This window comes from Pseudomonas sp. UBA2684, assembly GCA_002354655.1.
GTDB lineage: Bacteria > Pseudomonadota > Gammaproteobacteria > Pseudomonadales > Pseudomonadaceae > Aquipseudomonas.
Window position 1 is genome coordinate 126,789 of sequence record DELY01000003.1, and the last position, 19,701, is coordinate 146,489.

The following is a 19,701-nucleotide window of genomic DNA, read 5'->3' on the forward strand; positions in this document are numbered from 1 at the left end:
AAAAAAACCCCCGCCAATATGGCGGGGTTGAGGGTACGAGCGTGGCGTGCTCGAAAGTTGAAGCGGGTTGTTACAGCAGCATGGTGCGGATATCCGCCAGCACGTCGCCGAGGCGCTTGGTGAAGCGTGCAGCAGCGGCACCGTTGATCACCCGGTGGTCGTAGGACAGCGACAGCGGCAGCATCAGCTTGGGCTGGAACGCCTTGCCATCCCAGACCGGCTGGATGGTCGCCTTGCTCACCCCGAGGATCGCCACTTCCGGCGCGTTGACGATCGGCGTGAAGCCGGTGCCGCCAATGTGGCCGAGGCTGGAGATGGTGAAGCAGGCGCCCTGCATATCATCGGCCGAGAGCTTCTTGGTGCGCGCCTTCTCCGCCAGTGCGGCGGCTTCGGCAGCCAGTTGCAGCAGGCTCTTCTGGTCGACGTTCTTGATCACCGGCACCAGCAGGCCGTCCGGAGTATCGACGGCGAAACCGATGTGCACGTATTTCTTACGGATGATCGCTTTGCCGCTCGGTGCCAGAGAGCTGTTGAAGTCCGGCAGTTCCTTGAGCAGGAAGGCGCAGGCTTTCAGCAGCAGCGGCAGCACGGTGAGCTTGACCCCGGCCTTTTCCGCCACGGCTTTCTGCGCCACGCGGAAGGCTTCCAGCTCGGTGATGTCGGCCGAGTCGAACTGGGTCACGTGCGGCACGTTGAGCCAGCTGCGGTGCAGGTTGGCAGCGCCGACCTGCATCAGGCGGGTCATCGCCACTTCTTCGATTTCACCGAACTTGCTGAAGTCCACCACCGGGATCGGCGGGATGCCGGCACCGCCGGTCGCGCCGGCTGGCGCTTCCTTGGCCTTCTGCATCATCGCCTTGACGTAGACCTGCACGTCTTCCTTGAGGATGCGGCCTTTCGGCCCGGTGCCAGGCACTACCGACAGTTCGACGCCGAACTCGCGGGCCAGTTGGCGTACGGCTGGGCCAGCATGCACCTTGCTGCCAGGGCGAGCAGGCGCTTCAGTGACTTTGGCCGCGGCGGCCGCCAAGGAGGCGATGGCGCTGACTTCGGCGGCAACCGCCGGATGCGCGCCGGCCGGCACCTTGTGCACGTCGCTGGCAGCAGCAGCTGGCGCAGCGGCGGGTGCTGGTGCGGCACCGGTTACTTTCAGCTTGAGAATCAGGTCGCCGGTACCGACTTCGGCGTCCAGTTTAACGTCCAGGCTTTCCACCACGCCGGCAGCCGGCGAGGGGATTTCCATGCTGGCCTTGTCCGACTCCAGAGTGATCAGCGACTGATCGGCTTCGACCGTATCGCCGACCTTGACCAGGATTTCGATGATCTTGGCTTTGCCGTCCGAGCCGATATCCGGCACATGGATGTCCTGCACGCTGCTGGTCTGCGCGGCGGGCGCAGGTGCGGCGGTCGGGGCGGCAGCGGCTGGCGCTTTGGGCGCTTCGGCGGGTGCCGCCGCCGGCGCTGCTGGTGCTGCTTCGGCGGCACCTTCGACTTCCAGTTCGAGCAGTTCGTCGCCTTCTTTCAGGCGGTCGCCCAGCTTCACTTTCAGGCTTTTCACCACGCCGGCTTTCGGCGCCGGGATTTCCATGCTGGCCTTGTCCGACTCGAGGGTCAGCAGGCTCTGATCGGCTTCGATGCGGTCGCCAACTTTGACGAACAGCTCGATCACTTCACCCTCACCGCTGCCGATGTCGGGTACGCGAATCAATTCACTCATCGTTTCGCTCCTTAGCAGTCCAGTGGGTTGAGTTTTTCCGGGTTGATGCCGAACTTGGCGATGGCCTCGGCCACCACTTTCGGTTCGATATCACCGCGGTCGGCGAGGGCTTCCAGGGCCGCCAGGACCACCCAGTTGCGGTCCACTTCGAAGAAGTGACGCAGCTTCTTGCGGCTGTCGCTACGGCCGAAGCCGTCGGTGCCGAGGACCTTGAATTCCTTGCTCGGCACCCACTGGCGAATCTGTTCGGCGAACAGCTTCATATAGTCGGTGCTGGCGATGACCGGGCCCTGACGGCCGCTCAGGCATTCTTCCACATAGGTCTGCTTGGGCTTCTGCTCCGGGTGCAGGCGGTTGTTGCGTTCCACGGCCAGGCCGTCGCGGCGTAGTTCGTTGAAGCTGGTAACGCTCCACACATCGGCACCGATGTTGTACTCGTCACGCAGGATCTTCGCCGCCTCGCGCACTTCGCGCAGGATGGTGCCGGAGCCGAGCAGTTGTACGTGGTGCGCCGCTTCGCGCTTGTCTTCCTCGAGCAGGTACATGCCCTTGATGATGCCTTCCTCGACGCCGGCCGGAATGGCCGGCTGCTGGTAGGACTCGTTCATCACGGTGATGTAGTAGAAAACGTCCTGCTGCTCTTCGGTCATCTTCTTCATGCCGTCCTGGATGATCACCGCCAGCTCGTAGCCGTAGGTCGGATCATAGGTGCGGCAGTTGGGGATGGTCGCGGCGAGCATGTGGCTGTGGCCGTCCTCGTGTTGCAGGCCTTCGCCGTTGAGCGTGGTACGCCCTGCGGTGCCACCGATCAGGAAACCACGGGTGCGGCTGTCGCCAGCAGCCCAGGCCAGGTCGCCAATGCGCTGGAAACCGAACATCGAGTAGAAGATGTAGAACGGCAGCATCGGCTGGTTATGGCTGGAGTACGAGGTGCCGGCCGCGATAAACGAGCTCATGGCGCCGGCTTCGTTGATGCCTTCTTCGAGGATCTGGCCCTTCTTGTCTTCGCGGTAGAACATCACCTGGTCTTTATCCACCGGCTCGTAGAGCTGGCCGACCGAGGAGTAGATACCGAGCTGACGGAACATGCCTTCCATGCCGAAGGTGCGCGCTTCGTCCGGGATGATCGGTACGATGCGCTGGCCGATTTCCTTGTCCTTGACCAGCTGCGCGAGGATGCGCACGAAGGCCATGGTGGTGGAAATTTCACGGTCGCCGGAGCCGTCGAGGATGGCTTTGAGGGTTTCCAGTGGCGGGGTCGGGATGCTGAAACTCTTGGCCCGACGCTGCGGCACGAAACCGCCCAGTGCGGTACGGCGCTCGCTCAGGTAACGCGCTTCGGCGCTGCCTGCTTCCGGCTTGAGGAACGGCAGGCTTTCCAGCTCGTCGTCTTTGACCGGGATGTCGAAGCGGTCGCGGAACTGCTTGAGGCTGTCGACATCGACCTTCTTGGTGTTGTGCGCGGTGTTTTTCGCTTCGCCGGCACCGGTGCCATAACCCTTGACGGTCTTGGCCAGGATCACGGTCGGCTGGTCTTTGTGGTTGACCGCCTGGTGGTAGGCCGCGAAGACCTTGTACGGGTCGTGGCCGCCACGGTTGAGCTTCCAGATCTCGTCGTCGGAGAGGTCGGCGACCATCGCCTTGAGTTCCGGCGAGTTGAAGAAGTGCTCACGGACGAACGCGCCGTCCTTGGCCTTGTAGTTCTGGTATTCGCCGTCGATGACTTCGTCCATCCGACGTTGCAGGATGCCGTCGACGTCTTTGGCCAGCAATGGGTCCCAGAAACGGCCCCAGACCACCTTGTTGACGTTCCAGCCACCGCCACGGAACACGCCTTCGAGTTCCTGGATGATCTTGCCGTTACCGCGCACCGGGCCGTCGAGGCGCTGCAGGTTGCAGTTGATGACGAAAATCAGGTTGTCGAGTTTCTCGCGGCCCGCCAGGGAGATCGCGCCGAGGGATTCCGGCTCGTCGCACTCGCCGTCGCCCATGAAGCACCAGACTTTCTGCTTGCCGGCCGGGATAAAGCCGCGCGCTTCCAGGTACTTCATGAAACGTGCCTGGTAGATCGCCTGAATCGGCCCCAGACCCATGGAAACGGTGGGGAACTGCCAGAAGTCCGGCATCAGCCAGGGGTGCGGATAGGACGACAGGCCTTGGCCATCGACTTCCTGACGGAAGTTGTTCATCTGATCTTCAGTGATGCGGCCTTCCATAAAGGCGCGGGCGTAAACGCCGGGCGAAGCATGGCCCTGGAAGAAGATCAGGTCGCCACCGTGCTCTTCGGTCGGCGCCTGGAAGAAGTAGTTGAAGCCGATGTCATACAGCGTCGCGCTGGAGGCGAAGCTGGAAATGTGACCACCCAAATCTGAATCTTTCAGGTTGGTGCGCATCACCATGGCCAGTGCGTTCCAGCGCACCAACGAGCGAATGCGGCGTTCCATAAACAGGTCGCCAGGCATGCGTGCTTCGTGGGTCACGGGGATGGTGTTGCGGTACGGCGTGGTGATGGCGTAGGGCAACTGGGAACCACTGCGGGTGGCCAGTTCGCCCATGCGGGTCATCAGGTAATGCGCGCGGTCTTCGCCTTCCTTGTCGAGAACGGACTCAAGGGCGTCCAGCCATTCCTGGGTTTCGACGGGATCGAGGTCTTGCATGGCTTGCTCCAGGGCGGAAAGGCTTCCAGAATCGGAGGCCAGGGTGCGTGGCCGGCTTTGTGGGCGGGGCACGTGAATTCTTGGATTTACCGGAGGTAGGACCGGCTTTGTGTAGTTTTACTACATATCGACGGCGATTTCAGCTCTTTGGATACATTCATTAGTAGCAAAACTACAATTTAATTAGCTGCCAGTTGCGCGCGCAGCGCTAAATCACTGGGTTTGCCAGCTTTCAGCCTGCCACTTGCAGCCCGCCAAAAAGGATAGACCATGAGCCTGCCCGTGCTGGTCTCTTTACCTGCTGCGCTCGAATCGTTGGCCGCCCGTGCCGAGCAGTCTTTGCCCGCGGCGTTCGACACGTTGGCGGATGGCCCGGCGCGTTTCGCCGCGTGGCCGGGCAAGCGTCGCGAGGTGTTGCAGCGTGTCGTGGCGGCCAGCGATTTCGTCCTTGAGCAGGCCCAGCGCGACCCGCAGATGTTCTTGAGTTTGGCTGAGTCCGGCGAGTTGGAGCGCTCGTTACAGGATGGCGAGTTGCGTGGCCAGCTGGCGAGCGCCTTGGCCGAGTGTGCGAATGAAGACGAGCTGGGGCGGCGCTTGCGGCGTTTTCGCAACCGTCAGCAAGTGCGCATCGTCTGGCGCGATATCAGCCGCCAGGCCGATCTGATCGAAACCTGTCGCGACCTTTCCGATCTGGCCGATGCCAGCATCGATCTGGCCTATCACTGGCTCTACCCGCAGCACTGCGTGCAGTTCGGCACGCCGGTCGGGCGGCGCACGGGGCAGGCGCAGCACATGGTGATTCTCGGCATGGGCAAGCTGGGCGCGCATGAGCTCAACCTGTCGTCGGATATCGACCTGATCTTCGGCTACCCGGAGGGCGGCGAGACCGAGGGGGTCAAGCGGCCGCTGGATAATCAGGAGTTTTTCATTCGCCTCGGTCAGCGGCTGATCAAGGCGCTGGACGCGATCACCGTCGAGGGTTTCGTGTTCCGCACCGACATGCGCCTGCGACCTTATGGCTCGTCCGGTTCGCTGGTGTTCAGCTTCAACGCGCTGGAGCAGTACTACCAGGATCAAGGCCGCGACTGGGAACGCTACGCGATGATCAAGGCGCGCGTGGTCGGTGGCGATCAGGTGGCCGGCGCGCAGTTGCTGGAGATGCTGCGGCCGTTTGTCTACCGGCGTTACCTGGATTTCTCGGCGATCGAAGCGCTGCGCACCATGAAGCAGCTGATCCAGCAGGAAGTGCGGCGCAAGGGCATGGCCGAGAACATCAAGCTCGGTTCCGGCGGCATTCGCGAGGTGGAGTTTATCGCCCAGGCCTTTCAGCTGATTCATGGCGGGCGCGACCTCAGCTTGCAGCAGCGCCCGCTGTTGAAGGTGTTGAAAACCCTCGAAGGTCAGGGCTATCTGCCGGCCACGGTGGTCGACGAGCTGCGCGAAGGCTACGCATTCCTGCGGTACACCGAGCACGCCTTGCAGGCGATCGGCGACCGGCAGACGCAAATGTTGCCCGACAACGAACAGGACCGCGCGCGGGTGGCGTTCATCCTCGGTTTCGACAGCTGGGAGGCTTTTCACCAGCGCCTGATGCAGTGGCGCGGGCGGGTCGATTGGCATTTCCGCCAGGTAATTGCCGATCCCGATGAGGACGCCAGTGGCGCCGCTGACGAAGTGGTCGGCTGCGAGTGGTTGCCGCTGTGGGACGATGTGCAGGACGAAGCCGCCGCCTGTCGCCAGTTGGGCGAAGCCGGCTTCGCCAAGCCGCAATCCGCCTGGCAACGCCTCGCCGGGCTGCGCAACGGCAACCAGGTGCGCGCCATGCAGCGCCTCGGTCGCGAGCGTCTGGATGCCTTTATTCCACGCCTGCTGGCGCAAGCGGTGGAGCACGACAACCCGGACCTGGTGTTGGAGCGCGTGCTGCCCTTGGTCGAGGCGGTGGCACGGCGCTCGGCCTACCTGGTGCTGCTCACCGAGAACCCCAGTGCCTTGCAGCGCCTGCTGACATTGTGCGCTGCCAGCCCCTGGATCGCCGAGCAGATCACCCGCTTTCCTTTATTGCTCGACGAACTGCTCAACGAGGGTCGTTTGTTCAAGCCGCCGCTGGCGCCGGAGCTGGCGGCTGAGTTGCGCGAACGCCTGACGCGCATCCCCGAGGATGACCTGGAGCAGCAAATGGAAGCGCTGCGTCACTTCAAACTGGCCCACGGCCTGCGTGTGGCGGCCTCGGAAATCGCCGGCAGCCTGCCGTTGATGAAGGTCAGCGATTACCTGACCTGGCTGGCCGAGGCGATTCTCGACCAGGTGCTGGCCCTGGCCTGGCGCCAGACCGTGAGCAAGTTCGGCACGCCGCGGCGCGCCGACGGCAGTCTGTGCGACCCGGACTTCATTATCGTCGGCTACGGCAAGGTCGGCGGCCTGGAGTTCGGCCATGGTTCGGACCTCGATCTGGTGTTCATCCACGACGGCGACCCGCAGGCCGAAACCGATGGCGGCAAAGCCATCGATGGCGCGCAGTTCTTTACCCGCCTGGGGCAGCGCATCATTCACCTGCTGACTACCCAGACCAACTCCGGCCAGCTCTACGAGGTCGACATGCGCTTGCGCCCGTCGGGCGCGTCAGGTCTGTTGGTCAGCTCGCTCGGCGCTTTCCAGCGTTACCAGGAGAACGAAGCCTGGACCTGGGAGCATCAGGCGCTGGTGCGTGCGCGGGTGCTGGTCGGTTGCTCGCGGGTCGGCAGGGCATTCGAAGCGGTGCGCGCGGCCGTACTTGGGCGCGAGCGGGATTTGGATAAGCTGCGCGGCGACGTCAGCGAGATGCGCGCGAAGATGCGCGGCAACCTCGGCAGCCCATCAACCGCCGCCGGCACCGCCGCCAATGCCTTCGAAGCCACGGCCCCCTTCGATCTGAAGCAGGATGCCGGTGGTATCGTCGATATTGAATTTATGGTGCAATACGCGGCCCTGGCCTGGTCGCGGCAGTACCCGGAGCTGCTCGAATTCACCGACAACATTCGCATTCTGGAAGGTCTGGAACGCGTCGGTCTGGTGCTTGGCGAAGACGCCCGGTTACTGCAAGAGGCCTACAAGGCCTACCGCTCGGCCGCCCACCGTCAGGCGTTGCAAAAGCAACCGGGGGTGGTCGGCGGCGATCAGTTCCATGCCGAACGGCGCAACGTGCTGCGCATCTGGCGGGAGCTGGGACTGAATTGAGTTTTGCTTAGGCTGGCTGGCGCACAGCGCCCCGGCGACTGGATACGAATCGAATTTGAGGAGCAGGCAACTATGTCGATGGCCGATCGTGATGGCGTGATTTGGTATGACGGCGAACTGGTGCCGTGGCGTAACGCGACCACCCACGTGCTGACCCATACCCTGCACTACGGCATGGGCGTGTTCGAAGGCGTGCGCGCCTACAACACCCCGCAAGGCACGGCGATCTTCCGCCTGGAAGCGCACACCGACCGCCTGTTCGACTCGGCCCACATCATGGGCATGAAGATTCCGTTCAGCAAAGACGAAATCAACCAAGCCACCCGCGCCGCGGTGCGCGAGAACAACCTGGAAAGCGCCTATATCCGCCCGATGGTGTTCTACGGATCTGAGGCCATGGGCCTGCGCGCCAGCGGCCTGAAAGTGCAGGTGATCGTCGCCGCGTGGAACTGGGGTGCCTATATGGGCGACGAAGCCCTGCAGGTCGGCATCAAGGTGCGCACCAGCTCCTTCACCCGCCACCACGTCAATATTTCGATGACCCGCGCCAAGGCCAACGGCAACTACATCAACTCGATGTTGGCCCTGCAGGAAGCCATCTCCGGCGGTGCCGACGAAGCCATGCTGCTGGATACCGAAGGCTATGTGGCCGAGGGTTCGGGGGAGAACATCTTCCTGGTCAAGAACGGTGTGGTGTACACCCCGGAAGTGACCTCCTGCCTCAACGGCATTACCCGTAACACCATCCTCACCCTGGCTGCCGAGCAGGGCCTTGAGGTGATCGAGAAGCGCATCACCCGCGACGAGGTGTACATCGCCGACGAGGCCTTCTTCACCGGCACCGCCGCCGAAGTCACGCCGATTCGCGAAGTCGATGGCCGGCAGATCGGTGCCGGTCGCCGCGGGCCGATTACCGAGAAGCTGCAAACCGCCTATTTCGATCTGGTGACTGGCAAGACCAGCAACCACGCCGAATGGCGCACCCTGGTTAAGTGAAGCTACTGCGCTAGGCTATGCAGCGTTGAAAACCGGCTCGGACTGCTCATTTACAATCAGTAAACTCCGCGTCCTCGCCGATTTTCGCCTTGCCTAGCCGTCGCTCGTGACGCTTCACACTAGATTGGCGTTTCGTAGGATGGGTCGGGCCGCGCAGGTTGAGCGTAGCGATACCCATCGGGTGACGCTGCTGAGTTAAGCGTTGAGCATGTCCAGGAGGCGAAAGCCTCCTTGGTCGTTTCTGGGATAGGCATGAAAATACTGATCGTAGGCCCCAGCTGGGTGGGTGACATGGTGATGGCGCAGACGCTGTTCCAGTGTCTGCAACAACGCCACCCTGGCTGTGCAATCGATGTGCTGGCCCCCGAGTGGAGCCGGCCGATTCTCGAGCGCATGCCCGAAGTGCGCCAGGCCCTGAGCTTTCCGCTCGGCCATGGTGTGCTTGAACTGGCCACCCGGCGCAAGATCGGCAAGTCCCTGGCCGGCCAGTATGACCAGGCGATTCTGCTGCCCAACTCGCTGAAGTCGGCGCTGGTGCCGTTCTTTGCCGACATCCCCAAACGCACCGGCTGGAAGGGCGAGCTGCGCTATGGCCTGCTCAACGACATTCGCAGCCTGGACAAAGAACGCTACCCACTGATGATTGAGCGCTTTATGGCGCTGGCCTTCGAGCCGGGTGGCGAGCTGCCGCAGCCTTATCCGCGTCCCAGCCTGCGCATCGAGCCTGCCAGTCGTGACGCGGCGCTTGGCAAGTTCGGCCTGAGCCTGGATCGCCCGGTGCTGGCGCTGTGTCCCGGTGCCGAGTTCGGCGAAGCCAAACGCTGGCCGAGCGAGCATTACGCCAAGGTCGCCGAGCTGAAGATCCGTGCTGGCTGGCAGGTCTGGCTGTTCGGCTCGAAAAACGATCATGCGGTCGGCGAAGAAATCCGTGCGCGGTTGATTCCCGGCTTGCGCGAGGAGGCGGTCAATCTGGCCGGCGATACCAGCCTGGCCGAAGCCATCGACCTGCTGTCCTGCGCCGGTGCCGTGGTGTCCAACGACTCCGGGCTGATGCACGTGGCGGCGGCGTTGAACCGGCCGTTGGTGGCGGTGTATGGCTCGACCTCGCCGGGCTTTACCCCGCCACTGGCCGAGCAGGTTGAGATCGTCCGCCTGGGTATCGAGTGCAGCCCCTGCTTCGACCGTACCTGCCGCTTCGGCCACTACAACTGCCTGCGCGAGCTGAGCCCGCGGCCGGTGATCGAGGCGCTGGACCGGCTGGTGGCTGATCCCATCGAGCCGATCGAGGTCGATTGATGCGGGTTCTGTTGATCAAAACTTCCTCGCTCGGCGACGTGGTGCACACCTTGCCGGCACTCACCGACGCGGCGCGGGCGATTCCCGGCATTCAGTTCGACTGGGTGGTGGAAGAGGGCTTCGCCGAGATTCCCGCCTGGCATCCAGCCGTGGCCCAAGTGATTCCGGTGGCCATTCGGCGCTGGCGCAAGCACCTCTGGCACACCCTGACAAGCGGTGAGTGGGCGCGCTTCAAGGCGCGTCTACGCGAAACCCGCTACGACCTGGTGATCGATGCTCAGGGCCTGCTGAAAAGCGCGTTCTTGACCCGTTACGTCACGGCGCCGGTGGTTGGCTTGGACCGTGAATCGGCGCGTGAGCCGGTCGCCGCGCGCTTCTATGACCGCCGCTATGCGGTGCCGCGCGAGCAGCATGCGCTGGAGCGGGTGCGCCAGCTGTTCGCCCAGGCCCTGGATTATCCATTGCCGTGCGCTATCGGCGATTACGGGCTGAATCGTGCGCAGCTGGCGGCGCCTTCGGCACAGCCGTATCTGCTGTTTCTGCATGGCACCACGTGGCCGAGCAAGCACTGGCCTGAAGCCTATTGGCGCGAGTTGGCCGAGCGTATGAACGAGCTGGGCTGGGCGATTCGTCTGCCCTGGGGCAACGAGACCGAGAGGGCGCGCGCCGAGCGCATCGCCACCGGTCTGCCGCATGCCGCAGTGCTACCCAAGCTGAACCTCGCCGGAGTGGCCAAGGTGATCGCCGGGGCCAGCGCCTGTGTGGCCGTGGACACCGGCCTTGGCCACTTGGCCGCAGCCCTGGACGTGCCGACGATTTCGCTCTACGGCCCAACCCTGCCGGGCCGTGTGGGCGCCTACGGCCGTTCGCAGGTTCACCTGTGTGCCAGCGGTCCGCATGCCGGTCTGGGCGACCGTCAGCAATCCTGCTTCGACGACCTGCTGCCCGAGCGCGTGGCCACCGAGCTGCATGCGCTGCTGTTGGCTGAGCCGGAGCGTATCTGATGCCGTTGCGATGGACTCGTAGGTTGGCGTTGCGCGCAGCAACGCCCAACGCCGCAGCCTGTGCGCGCTCTGGTTGGGCTTCGCCGGCTCAACCGCAACCTACCTGTTCGGGAACCGTCTGATGCAATTGGCTTTTATCCTCTACAAATACTTTCCGTATGGCGGTTTGCAGCGCGACTTCCTGCGTATCGCCCTGGAGTGCCAGCAGCGCGGACATTCGATCCGCGTTTACACGCCGATCTGGGACGGCGAAATTCCCGCTGGCTTCGAAGTGGTGGTGGTGCCGGTCAAGGCGCTGTTCAATCACACGCGCAATGAGAAGCTCACGGCCTGGGTCGAGGCCGACCTGGCCAGGCGCCCGGTGGATCGGGTCATCGGCTTCAACAAGATGCCGGGGCTGGACGTCTACTACGCTGCCGATGGCTGCTTCGAGGACAAGGCGCAGACCCTGCGTAACCCGCTGTACCGCAAGTGGGGGCGCTACAAGCACTTCGCCGACTACGAGCGGGCGGTGTTCGCGGCGGAGTCGAAGACCGAAATTCTGATGATCTCCGAAGTGCAGCAGCCGTTGTTCGTTAAGCATTACGCCACCCCGGCGCAGCGCTTCCACCTGCTGCCGCCAGGGATCGCCGCGGATCGCCGGGCACCGGCCAATGCCGCCGAGGTGCGCGGCGAGTTTCGCCGTGAGTTCAAGCTGAGCGACGATGACCTGTTGCTGGTGCAGATCGGCTCCGGCTTCAAGACCAAAGGTCTGGATCGCAGCCTGAAAGCCGTCGCCGCCCTGCCACGCGAGCTGCGCGCGCGCACGCGGCTGATGGTCATCGGTCAGGACGACCCGAAGCCGTTCCTGTTGCAGATCAAGGCGCTGGGGATTTCCGACAACGTGCAGATCCTCAAGGGCCGCAGCGACATTCCACGCTTCCTGCTCGGCGCCGACCTGCTGATTCACCCGGCCTACAACGAGAACACCGGCACGGTGCTGCTCGAGGCGCTGGTCGCCGGCTTGCCGGTGCTGGTCAGCGATGTCTGCGGTTACGCCCATTACATTGCCGAGGCCGATGCCGGCCGTGTGCTGCCGAGCCCCTTCGAGCAGGCGCGGCTCAACGGCTTGCTGGCCGAGATGCTCGCCGACGCCGCCCAGCGCGCGCAGTGGCAGCGCAACGGCCTGGCGTTCGCCGACACGGCGGACCTGTACTCCATGCCGCAGCGCGCGGCCGATGTGATTCTGGCGGAGCGCCCATGAAGTTGCTGCTCAGCGAACCGTTCAAGAGCCTGTGGGCCGGGCGCGATGCCTTTGCCGCGGTCGAAGCGCTGGAGGGGCAGGTATACCGCGAGCTGGAAGGTCGTCGCACACTGCGCACCGAAGTCGCCGGGCGCGGCTATTTCGTCAAGATCCACCGCGGCGTCGGCTGGCGCGAAATTGTCAAGAACCTGCTCTCGGCCCGGCTTCCGGTGCTGGGCGCGGGCCAGGAGTGGCGGGCGATCCAGCGCCTGCATGAAGTCGGTGTGCCGACCATGACGGCGGTGGCCTATGGCGAGCGCGGCAGTAACCCGGCGGCGCAGCATTCGTTCATCGTCACCGAAGAGCTGGCGCCGACCATCAGCCTGGAAGACTTCAGCCTCGACTGGCCGCAAACCCCGCCGCCACCGGCACTCAAGCGGGCGCTGATCGGCGAAGTGGCGCGGATGACCGCGGGCATGCACCGCGCCGGGATCAACCACCGCGACTGCTATATCTGCCATTTTCTGCTGCACACCGACACGCCGGTAACGGCAGCGAACTTCCGCCTGTCGGTCATCGACCTGCACCGCGCCCAATCACGCCGCGCGGTGCCACGCCGCTGGCGCAACAAGGACCTGGCCGGGCTGTATTTCTCGGCCCTGAACATCGGCCTGACGCAGCGCGACAAGCTGCGTTTTCTGCGCAGCTATTTCCAGCAACCGTTGCGCCAGATCCTCGCGGACGAAGCGGCGCTGCTGGCCTGGCTGGAGCGCCGGGCGGACAAGTTGCTGGCGCGTTATGCGCGCAAATATGCGCCCGGAGCCGGCAATGAGTGAGTGGCGCCTGAGCGAGGATGCGTCGCCGGCACTGCGGGCGGCGTTCGTCGATCTCGACGCGGTGTTCGCCTTGCAGGGCGAGCGCATTACTCAGGACCCGTTGTCCGAGGTGCTGCGCGTCGAATGCGAGGGCCTGCGTTATTACGTCAAGCGCTACCACGGCGCCGGCAAGGGGCTGCGCCGCTTTATCGGCCGGCCGCGGGTCAAGGCGGAATGGCAGAACCTCAAGTATTTCGCCAAGTGGGGCATTCCCACCGCGCCTATCGTGGCCTATGGCTTGGCGCGCAAGGCCGGTGCATTTGTACGCGGTGCACTGATCACCCGCGAGTTGCTTGGCACCGAAGACATGGCGCAGCTGGCGCAGCGTGACGCCGCGTGCCTGGGTGATCGTACCTGGGTGGCGCGGGTCAGCCAGCAACTGGCGGCGGCGACGCGCATCCTGCATGAACACCGCTTCACTCATAACGATCTGAAATGGCGCAATTTGCTGGTAAACGCCGAGGCCGAGCTGTTTCTCATCGACTGCCCAACGGGCAGCTTTTGGTGGGGCCCCTTGCTGCATTACCGGATGATCAAGGACCTGGCCTGCCTGGATAAAGTGGCCAAGTACAAGCTGTCACGCACCCAGCGCCTGCGTTTTTACCTGCAATACCGTGGACGTCAGCGTTTGCAGGCCAGCGATAAGCCGCGCATTCGACAAATCGTCAAATTCTTCGAGGGACGTGAATGAAGGATTTTATCGCCAGCGAGGAGCATGCCCTCCTTGAACGCCATGGACTGGCCAGCTATGACGCGCTGTGGGCGCTCAAACTGGAGGCGGTGGATGAGCCGAACACCGAACGAGGTGGCTGGAGCAGCGTGTATCGCCTGGATTTGGGCGAGACCGCGTTCTACCTCAAGCGGCAGAGTAATTACTTGACGCGCAGCCTCACGCGGCCGTTCGGCGAGCCGACCTTTGCTCGCGAGTTTCGCAATATCCAGCGTTACCGTGAGTTGGGCATTCCGGCCTTGCAGGCGGTGTTTTTCGCCGAACGCAAGGTGGCCGGCGAACAGCGTGCGCTGCTCCTGACTCGGGCATTGGATGGCTGGCAGGATTTACATGACTGGCTGCAGCAATGGCCGGCTCTGCCGCCAGCCAAGCAGCAGGCAATCGTTAGCGCATGCGGGTTGCTCGCGCGGCAATTGCACGCGTGTGGTCAAGTCCATGGTTGTTTCTACCCTAAACATATATTTCTCCAAGAGCGGGGCGATGGGTTTGTCGCACAGTTGATCGACCTGGAGAAAACCCGGCCGTTGTGGTTGGGCATGCGCGACCGGATCAAGGATCTGGAGCCGTTGCTGCGGCGCGCCAATGTGTGGGGCGACGCCGAGGTGCGCGGCCTGTTGGCGGCTTACTTGGATTCGCCGGTTGAGTTGGAGCAGTGGTGGCGCCGTTTGTCGCGCCGTCAGCGCGATAAAGAGGCGCGCGCATGAGGTTAAGCGATGTGCGGCAGGCGGGACGCACGCCGACCCTGCCCATGCAGGTCACTGGCCTTGCGGGCGACACCTTGCAGGTGCAGCGTTTGCTGCGGGTGTTGCCTGGGCAGCGCTATGTCGGTGTGGCCCAGTGGCAGGGCCGGCGTGTACTGGCCAAGTTGTTGGTCGGCGCCAAGGCCGAGCGGCATTTCGCCCGCGAAGTCGCAGGTGCTCGCCTGCTTGCCGAGCAGGGCTTGCGCACCCCGGCACTGCTTGAGCAGGGCTTTTCTGCAGGCGAGGGCGGTTGGCTGCTGTTCGATTTTCTTGCCGATGCCCGTAGCCTGGGCGAGGAATGGGCAGCCCAGGCCGCCGAGCCGTTACTCAGTGACACGCAGCGGGCATTGCTGGGCGAGGCCTTGGCGGTCATCGCCGCGCTGCACCTCCAGGGGCTGTGGCAGGACGACTTGCACCTGGACAACCTGCTGCGCCACGACGGCCAGTTGTTCCTCATTGACGGCGGTGGCGTGCGGGTGCAAACGCCCGGCAAACCGCTGTCGCGTGACCAGGTATTGGCCAACCTGGGGGTGTTTTTCGCCCAGTTACCGGCCAGCCTGGAGGCGTTCATCGAAGAGCTGCTGGTGCACTACCTGCTGGTCAATGGCGAACACGCCTTGCCACTGGAAGCGCTGCTCGACGAGGTGGGCAAGGTTCGCCGCTGGCGCTTGCGCGATTACCTGCGCAAGGTCGGCCGTGATTGCAGTTTGTTCAGTGTGCAGCGCAATGCGACAGCGTTACGCGTAGTGCGGCGCACGGAAGAGCAGAGTTTGGCGCCGTTGCTGAGCGACCCCGATGCCGCCCTCGCGGCTGGCCAAGCGCTCAAACTGGGCGGCTCGTCCACGGTTGCGCTGGTCGAGCACCAGGGCCGTGCCTTGGTGATCAAACGCTACAACATCAAGGGTGTGGCGCATTGGCTGAAGCGTTGCTGGCGGCCGAGTCGCGCCTGGCACAGCTGGTGCGAGGGCAACCGCCTGGATTTTCTCGGCATCGCCACGCCCAGGCCTCTGGCCATGCTGGAATTGCGCACATGCTGGCTACGTCGGCGCGCCTATCTGGTTACCGAACACGCGGCGGGTGAGGATATAATCGCCCGCTTCACGCGTTGCCCGAACGACCCGGATGCGGCCAGTTTGCCGCCTGAGGCCGAACTGGCGGCGCTGGATGAGTTATTCGCGGCATTGCTGCGTGAGCGCATCAGCCATGGTGACCTCAAAGGCACCAACCTGCTGTGGCAGGCTGGGCGCTGGGCGCTGATCGACCTGGATGCCATGCGCCAGCACCGCAGCGCCAGCAGTTTTGCCCCGGCCTACAGCCGCGACCGTGCGCGCTTCCTGCGTAACTGGCCGGCAGGCAGCGCGTTGCACCAGCTGTTGGATCGACGGTTACCCAAGGTGGATATTCACGCCGCGGTGTGAAGGTGAGTGCTGCCCATCCGTGGGCAATCAATTTAACGGAGGCCGTTGCTTGAGGCAGCGGCAGATTTGAAGAGGCTTTTTCTGTGGCACTGACGATTCTTGGCCTTTCCGGCGCCCTCAGTCACGACCCTTCCGCAGCGCTGTACATCGACGGCAAGTTGATTGCGGCTGCCGAAGAAGAGCGTTTCGTGCGCGACAAGCATGCGAAGAACCGCATGCCTTACGAGTCGGCGAAATTTTGTCTGGAACAGGCCGGGATCAAGCCTTCCGATGTCGACGTGGTGGCGATTCCGTTTGCCCCGATCAGTCTGTTCGGCAAGGCCCGCTGGCACTATGCCAAGCGCTACTGGTACGCCCCGGATCGCGCGCTTGATGCGATTTTGATGGGCAACCGCCGTTACAAGCGCTACCGCAAGAAAATCGTCTGGTGCCTGGAGCAACTCGGCTTCGACCCGAAGAAAATCAAGATCGAACCGGTCGAGCACCACCTGGCCCACGCCTCCAGCGCCTACCACTGCTCGGGCTTCACCGAGAAGACCGCGATCATGGGTATCGATGGCAAGGGTGAGTACGCCACCACCTTCTTCGGCTATGGCGAGAACGGCAAGATCCACAAGATCAAAGAGTTCTTCGACCCGGATTCGCTCGGCGGCCTGTATGGCGCGATCACCGAGTTCCTCGGCTTTGAGATGCTCGACGGTGAATTCAAGGTCATGGGCATGGCGCCCTATGGCGATGCCAGCAAATACGACTTCTCGCGTCTGGCCACCTTCGAGAACGGCGAGCTGATCATCAACACCGACTACGCCAACGTCATCGGCCTGCGTCGTTACAAAGAGAACGGCAAAGGCTTCTACTTCTCGCCTAAATTGATCGAGTGGCTGGGGCCCAAGCGCGAAGGCGACATCGCCGACGACCCGTATATCCACTATGCGGCCAGCATGCAGGCACTGTTCGAGAAGCTGGCGTTGCAGATGATGGATCACTACCTCGGCGACATTCTCAAGGAAACCGGCAAGATCGCCTTTGCCGGCGGTTGTGCGCTGAACGTCAAGCTGAACCAGAAGATCATCGCCCGCCCGGAAGTCAAAGAACTGTTCGTCCAGCCGGCCTCCGGCGATGCCGGCACCGCGGTGGGCGCTGCCGCCTACATCTCGCACAAGCGTGGCGTACCGGTGGAGAAGATGGAGCACGTCTACCTCGGCCCGGCCTACTCCAACGAGGATGTGATCGCGGCCTGCGCCAGGCACCCGAACGCCCCGCAGTGGCAGCAGATCGACGACATGCCCCAGCGCATCGCCCAGATCATGGTCGACGGCAACCCGGTGGCCTGGTTCCAGGGTCGCATGGAGTTCGGCCCGCGCGCCCTCGGCGGCCGTTCGATCATTGGCTGTCCGAGCATTCCGGGCGTGGCCGACCGGATCAACGAGCAGATCAAATTCCGCGAGCGCTGGCGCCCCTTCTGCCCGTCGATGCTCGATACCGTCGGCCCGCAGATGCTCAAGGTCGATCACCCGTCGCCCTTCATGACCTTCACTTTCGAAGTCAATGAGGAGTGGAAGACCCGCGTCAGCGAAGTGGTCCACGAAGACGGCACCTCGCGTGCCCAGGTACTCAAGCGCGAATACCACCCGCGTTACTACGACATGATGCTCGAACTGGAAAAGCTCACCGGTAACGGTGTGTCGCTGAACACCTCGCTGAACCGCCGCGGCGAGCCGATGATCTGCTCGCCGACCGATGCGCTGAACATGTTCTTCGGCTCGGATCTGCAGTACCTGATCATGGAAGACATTCTGGTGGTTAAAGAGTAGGTAGGCACGGTATGACTGCCCGAACGAATGAAGGAACATCGCAGGCGAGCGAAGGAACGCAGATCGGCCGGTTCGACTGCCACATTGCTGTCGTGCCCTCATTGGGCCTGGGCGATAGCCTGATCTACCTGATTGTGGCGAACAATCTGGCACAGGCGGGCTATCGCGTGACGATGTTGAGTAATCACCTGGCGCATTTCGCCGACTGGTTGCCTAACATCGACGTGTTGCCATTTCCCGAACCCGGGGAGACGCATGTGTTGTGCGATGTTTATGACCTGGTGTTGTCAGACTGCGGCAGTATCGTCACCAGTATCCCGCAAGATCCGGCCCAGCTGGCTCAGCGGTTTGTTTTTGTCGGGACGCTGCGGGTTAAGCCAGACTACATTCAGGATCATACTCAGCGCGTGTTGCAGCGTTTAGGGGCCGTCAAAGCCGACTTGCTGCGCTGCGTGGCCGCGTGTGCGGGCCCGATCCGCGTGATCGATGACGCCAGCCTTTCGATGGTCGATCAAGCCGTGGCGTTCTGTCGAACCAAGCTTGCGATCCAGCAGGCTGCACCGGAGGTCGGCTTCCGCGTGCCGCAGGCTTTTATTCCGCGTCGCTATGCGCGTCGGGTCATGCTGCACCCGACGTCTTACAACGTGAAAAAGAACTGGCCTCATGACAAGTACCTTCGCCTGGCTCGCCGTCTGCAGCAGCAGGGCTTCGATCCGCAGTTCGTCCTGTCGCCCAAGGAGCGGGCTGAGTGGGCGCCTCGCTTCGAAGCGGAGTTCGCCGTTCCGCAATTTGCCAATGCGCGCGAATTAGCAGCTTATCTGTATGAGTCGGGCTACGTGATTGGCAATGATTCCGGCGTCGGACACCTGGCGTCCGCGCTGGGGGTGCCGGTGTTGACCATCTACCGCAAGCGCCGAGATGGTTTTTGCTGGCGGCCAGGCTGGGGTGACAACGAAGTGGTGCGGCCGAGTCTTTCCCTGGGAGCAATAAAGCGTGCATGGATGACTTTTCTCAGCGTTTCACGTGTGCAACGGGCTTTTAACAAGCTGGTTGCCAAACATGAGGTGGCTGTTTGATGGACACCACTGGTGACACCGCAGATATTCTGATTTCAGTGGTTATCCCCGCCTACAACTACGCGAAGACCTTGCCGCGTGCGGTTGAGTCGGTGCTGACTCAGTTGGGGGCGGATGCATCGGCAGAGCTGCTGGTGATTGACGATGGCTCGACCGATAACACGCGTGAGGTTCTGGAGCGCTTGCAGGCCGAGCACATTGGGCGTTTTCGTGTCATTTACAAGGCCAATGGAGGCCCTGCTTCGGTGCGTAATCTGGGCATCGAGGAAACGCGTGGACGGTTTCTGATTTTCCTCGATGCCGATGATGAGATGGCAGCGGATGCGATATCGCTACTCGCCCAGCACATCACTAACAACCCTCATACCCGTATGGTTATAGGCGGACACTGGTCGGTATTCGCCGACGGCAAGCGGCGCCTGCACGAGGTTAAATCTCTACCTGCGGACGCTCGGTCGCTGGTGCGTGGTTACCTGTTGGACAAAAGCGTCACCCTGTCCAATGGTGCCTGCGCCATGCACCGTGATGTATTCGTCCCAGGCGGTTATCCCGAACGTTTTCGCAATACCGAGGACATTCCGGTATTCGCGCAAGTGTTGGCGCGCTTTCCATGTACGCTGCTTGATCAGCCGCTGGCGCTGATTCACAAGCACGACACCAGTCTGCGGCATAACCTGACCCATGCTCGGGCAGCAGAGCTTGAGCTGGTCGACGAGGTGTTTGCCGCACGACGTATGCCGGCCGAGTTACAGGATCTCAAGCAGGCCTACACCGCCCAGCGGTGTCTATCGCTGTTCCGGACGTTCTACAGTTCGGGAGACACGGCTGCCGCAAGTGAGTTTTATCGTCAGGCGCTACGTGCCGACTGGACAGTCATTATTCGGTGGTCCTATACGCGCAAAGCCTTGCGCATGTGGCTGAGAGGTTAGCGTTTGCGTGTTCT

Annotated in this window: 14 protein-coding genes; 12 read left to right on the forward strand and 2 right to left on the reverse strand. The window is 62.9% G+C overall.

The annotated features are described in order from the left end of the window. Positions 1 to 70: 70 nt before the first annotated feature. Both aceF and aceE read right to left on the reverse strand, forming a co-directional pair. Entirely contained in the window at positions 71 to 1,717 is a 1,647-nt protein-coding gene (aceF, locus tag B3M58_RS01650; RefSeq protein ID WP_296216810.1) for a dihydrolipoyllysine-residue acetyltransferase, read from the reverse strand. Positions 1,718 to 1,728: 11 nt separating this feature from the next. Next, complete coding sequence (aceE, locus tag B3M58_RS01655) at positions 1,729 to 4,374, reverse strand: pyruvate dehydrogenase (acetyl-transferring), homodimeric type (RefSeq protein WP_296216811.1); 2,646 nt, start codon at positions 4,372 to 4,374, stop codon at positions 1,729 to 1,731. A 270-nt stretch (positions 4,375 to 4,644) separates the two neighbouring features. Here aceE and glnE point away from each other — a divergent pair, with 270 nt between their 5' ends. From glnE to B3M58_RS01715, 12 genes are all read left to right on the forward strand, one after another. Then, entirely contained in the window at positions 4,645 to 7,587 is a 2,943-nt protein-coding gene (gene glnE, locus B3M58_RS01660; RefSeq protein WP_296216812.1) for a bifunctional [glutamate--ammonia ligase]-adenylyl-L-tyrosine phosphorylase/[glutamate--ammonia-ligase] adenylyltransferase, read from the forward strand. A 72-nt stretch (positions 7,588 to 7,659) separates the two neighbouring features. After that, on the forward strand, positions 7,660 to 8,583 hold the full coding sequence (locus tag B3M58_RS01665; RefSeq protein ID WP_296216813.1) for a branched-chain amino acid transaminase: 924 nt from the start codon (positions 7,660 to 7,662) through the stop codon (positions 8,581 to 8,583). 252 nt (positions 8,584 to 8,835) lie between these two features. Beyond that, positions 8,836 to 9,879, forward strand: a complete 1,044-nt coding sequence (gene waaF / locus B3M58_RS01670; RefSeq protein WP_296216814.1) for a lipopolysaccharide heptosyltransferase II — start codon at positions 8,836 to 8,838, stop codon at positions 9,877 to 9,879. Beyond that, positions 9,879 to 10,883: a lipopolysaccharide heptosyltransferase I gene (gene waaC, locus B3M58_RS01675; RefSeq protein ID WP_296216815.1), complete on the forward strand. Its 1,005-nt coding sequence runs from the start codon at positions 9,879 to 9,881 to the stop codon at positions 10,881 to 10,883. Before waaF ends, waaC begins: the two co-directional genes overlap by 1 nt. A 121-nt stretch (positions 10,884 to 11,004) precedes the next feature. Then, positions 11,005 to 12,126, forward strand: coding sequence for a glycosyltransferase family 4 protein (locus B3M58_RS01680; protein WP_296216816.1), 1,122 nt, complete (start codon positions 11,005 to 11,007; stop codon positions 12,124 to 12,126). Further along, positions 12,123 to 12,941 carry a lipopolysaccharide core heptose(I) kinase RfaP gene (gene rfaP, locus B3M58_RS01685; protein ID WP_296216817.1) on the forward strand — a complete coding sequence of 273 codons (819 nt, stop codon included), beginning with the start codon at positions 12,123 to 12,125 and terminating at the stop codon, positions 12,939 to 12,941. Before B3M58_RS01680 ends, rfaP begins: the two co-directional genes overlap by 4 nt. Next, positions 12,934 to 13,671: a lipopolysaccharide kinase InaA family protein gene (locus B3M58_RS01690; RefSeq protein ID WP_296216818.1), complete on the forward strand. Its 738-nt coding sequence runs from the start codon at positions 12,934 to 12,936 to the stop codon at positions 13,669 to 13,671. Before rfaP ends, B3M58_RS01690 begins: the two co-directional genes overlap by 8 nt. Further along, the gene (locus tag B3M58_RS01695; RefSeq protein ID WP_296216819.1) at positions 13,668 to 14,414 is read left to right on the forward strand and encodes a lipopolysaccharide kinase InaA family protein; all 747 of its coding nucleotides are present in this window, start codon (positions 13,668 to 13,670) and stop codon (positions 14,412 to 14,414) included. Before B3M58_RS01690 ends, B3M58_RS01695 begins: the two co-directional genes overlap by 4 nt. Beyond that, positions 14,411 to 15,868, forward strand: coding sequence for a lipopolysaccharide kinase InaA family protein (locus B3M58_RS01700; RefSeq protein ID WP_296216820.1), 1,458 nt, complete (start codon positions 14,411 to 14,413; stop codon positions 15,866 to 15,868). Before B3M58_RS01695 ends, B3M58_RS01700 begins: the two co-directional genes overlap by 4 nt. A gap of 83 nt (positions 15,869 to 15,951) precedes the next feature. Continuing rightward, positions 15,952 to 17,682 (forward strand): carbamoyltransferase family protein, encoded by a 1,731-nt coding sequence (locus B3M58_RS01705; RefSeq protein WP_296216821.1) that lies wholly within the window; start codon positions 15,952 to 15,954, stop codon positions 17,680 to 17,682. 11 nt (positions 17,683 to 17,693) lie between these two features. Next, the gene (locus B3M58_RS01710; RefSeq protein ID WP_296216822.1) at positions 17,694 to 18,758 is read left to right on the forward strand and encodes a glycosyltransferase family 9 protein; all 1,065 of its coding nucleotides are present in this window, start codon (positions 17,694 to 17,696) and stop codon (positions 18,756 to 18,758) included. Next, positions 18,758 to 19,687 carry a glycosyltransferase family 2 protein gene (locus tag B3M58_RS01715; protein WP_296216823.1) on the forward strand — a complete coding sequence of 310 codons (930 nt, stop codon included), beginning with the start codon at positions 18,758 to 18,760 and terminating at the stop codon, positions 19,685 to 19,687. The genes B3M58_RS01710 and B3M58_RS01715 overlap by 1 nt, the downstream gene beginning before the upstream one ends. The last annotated feature ends 14 nt before the right edge of the window (positions 19,688 to 19,701 follow it).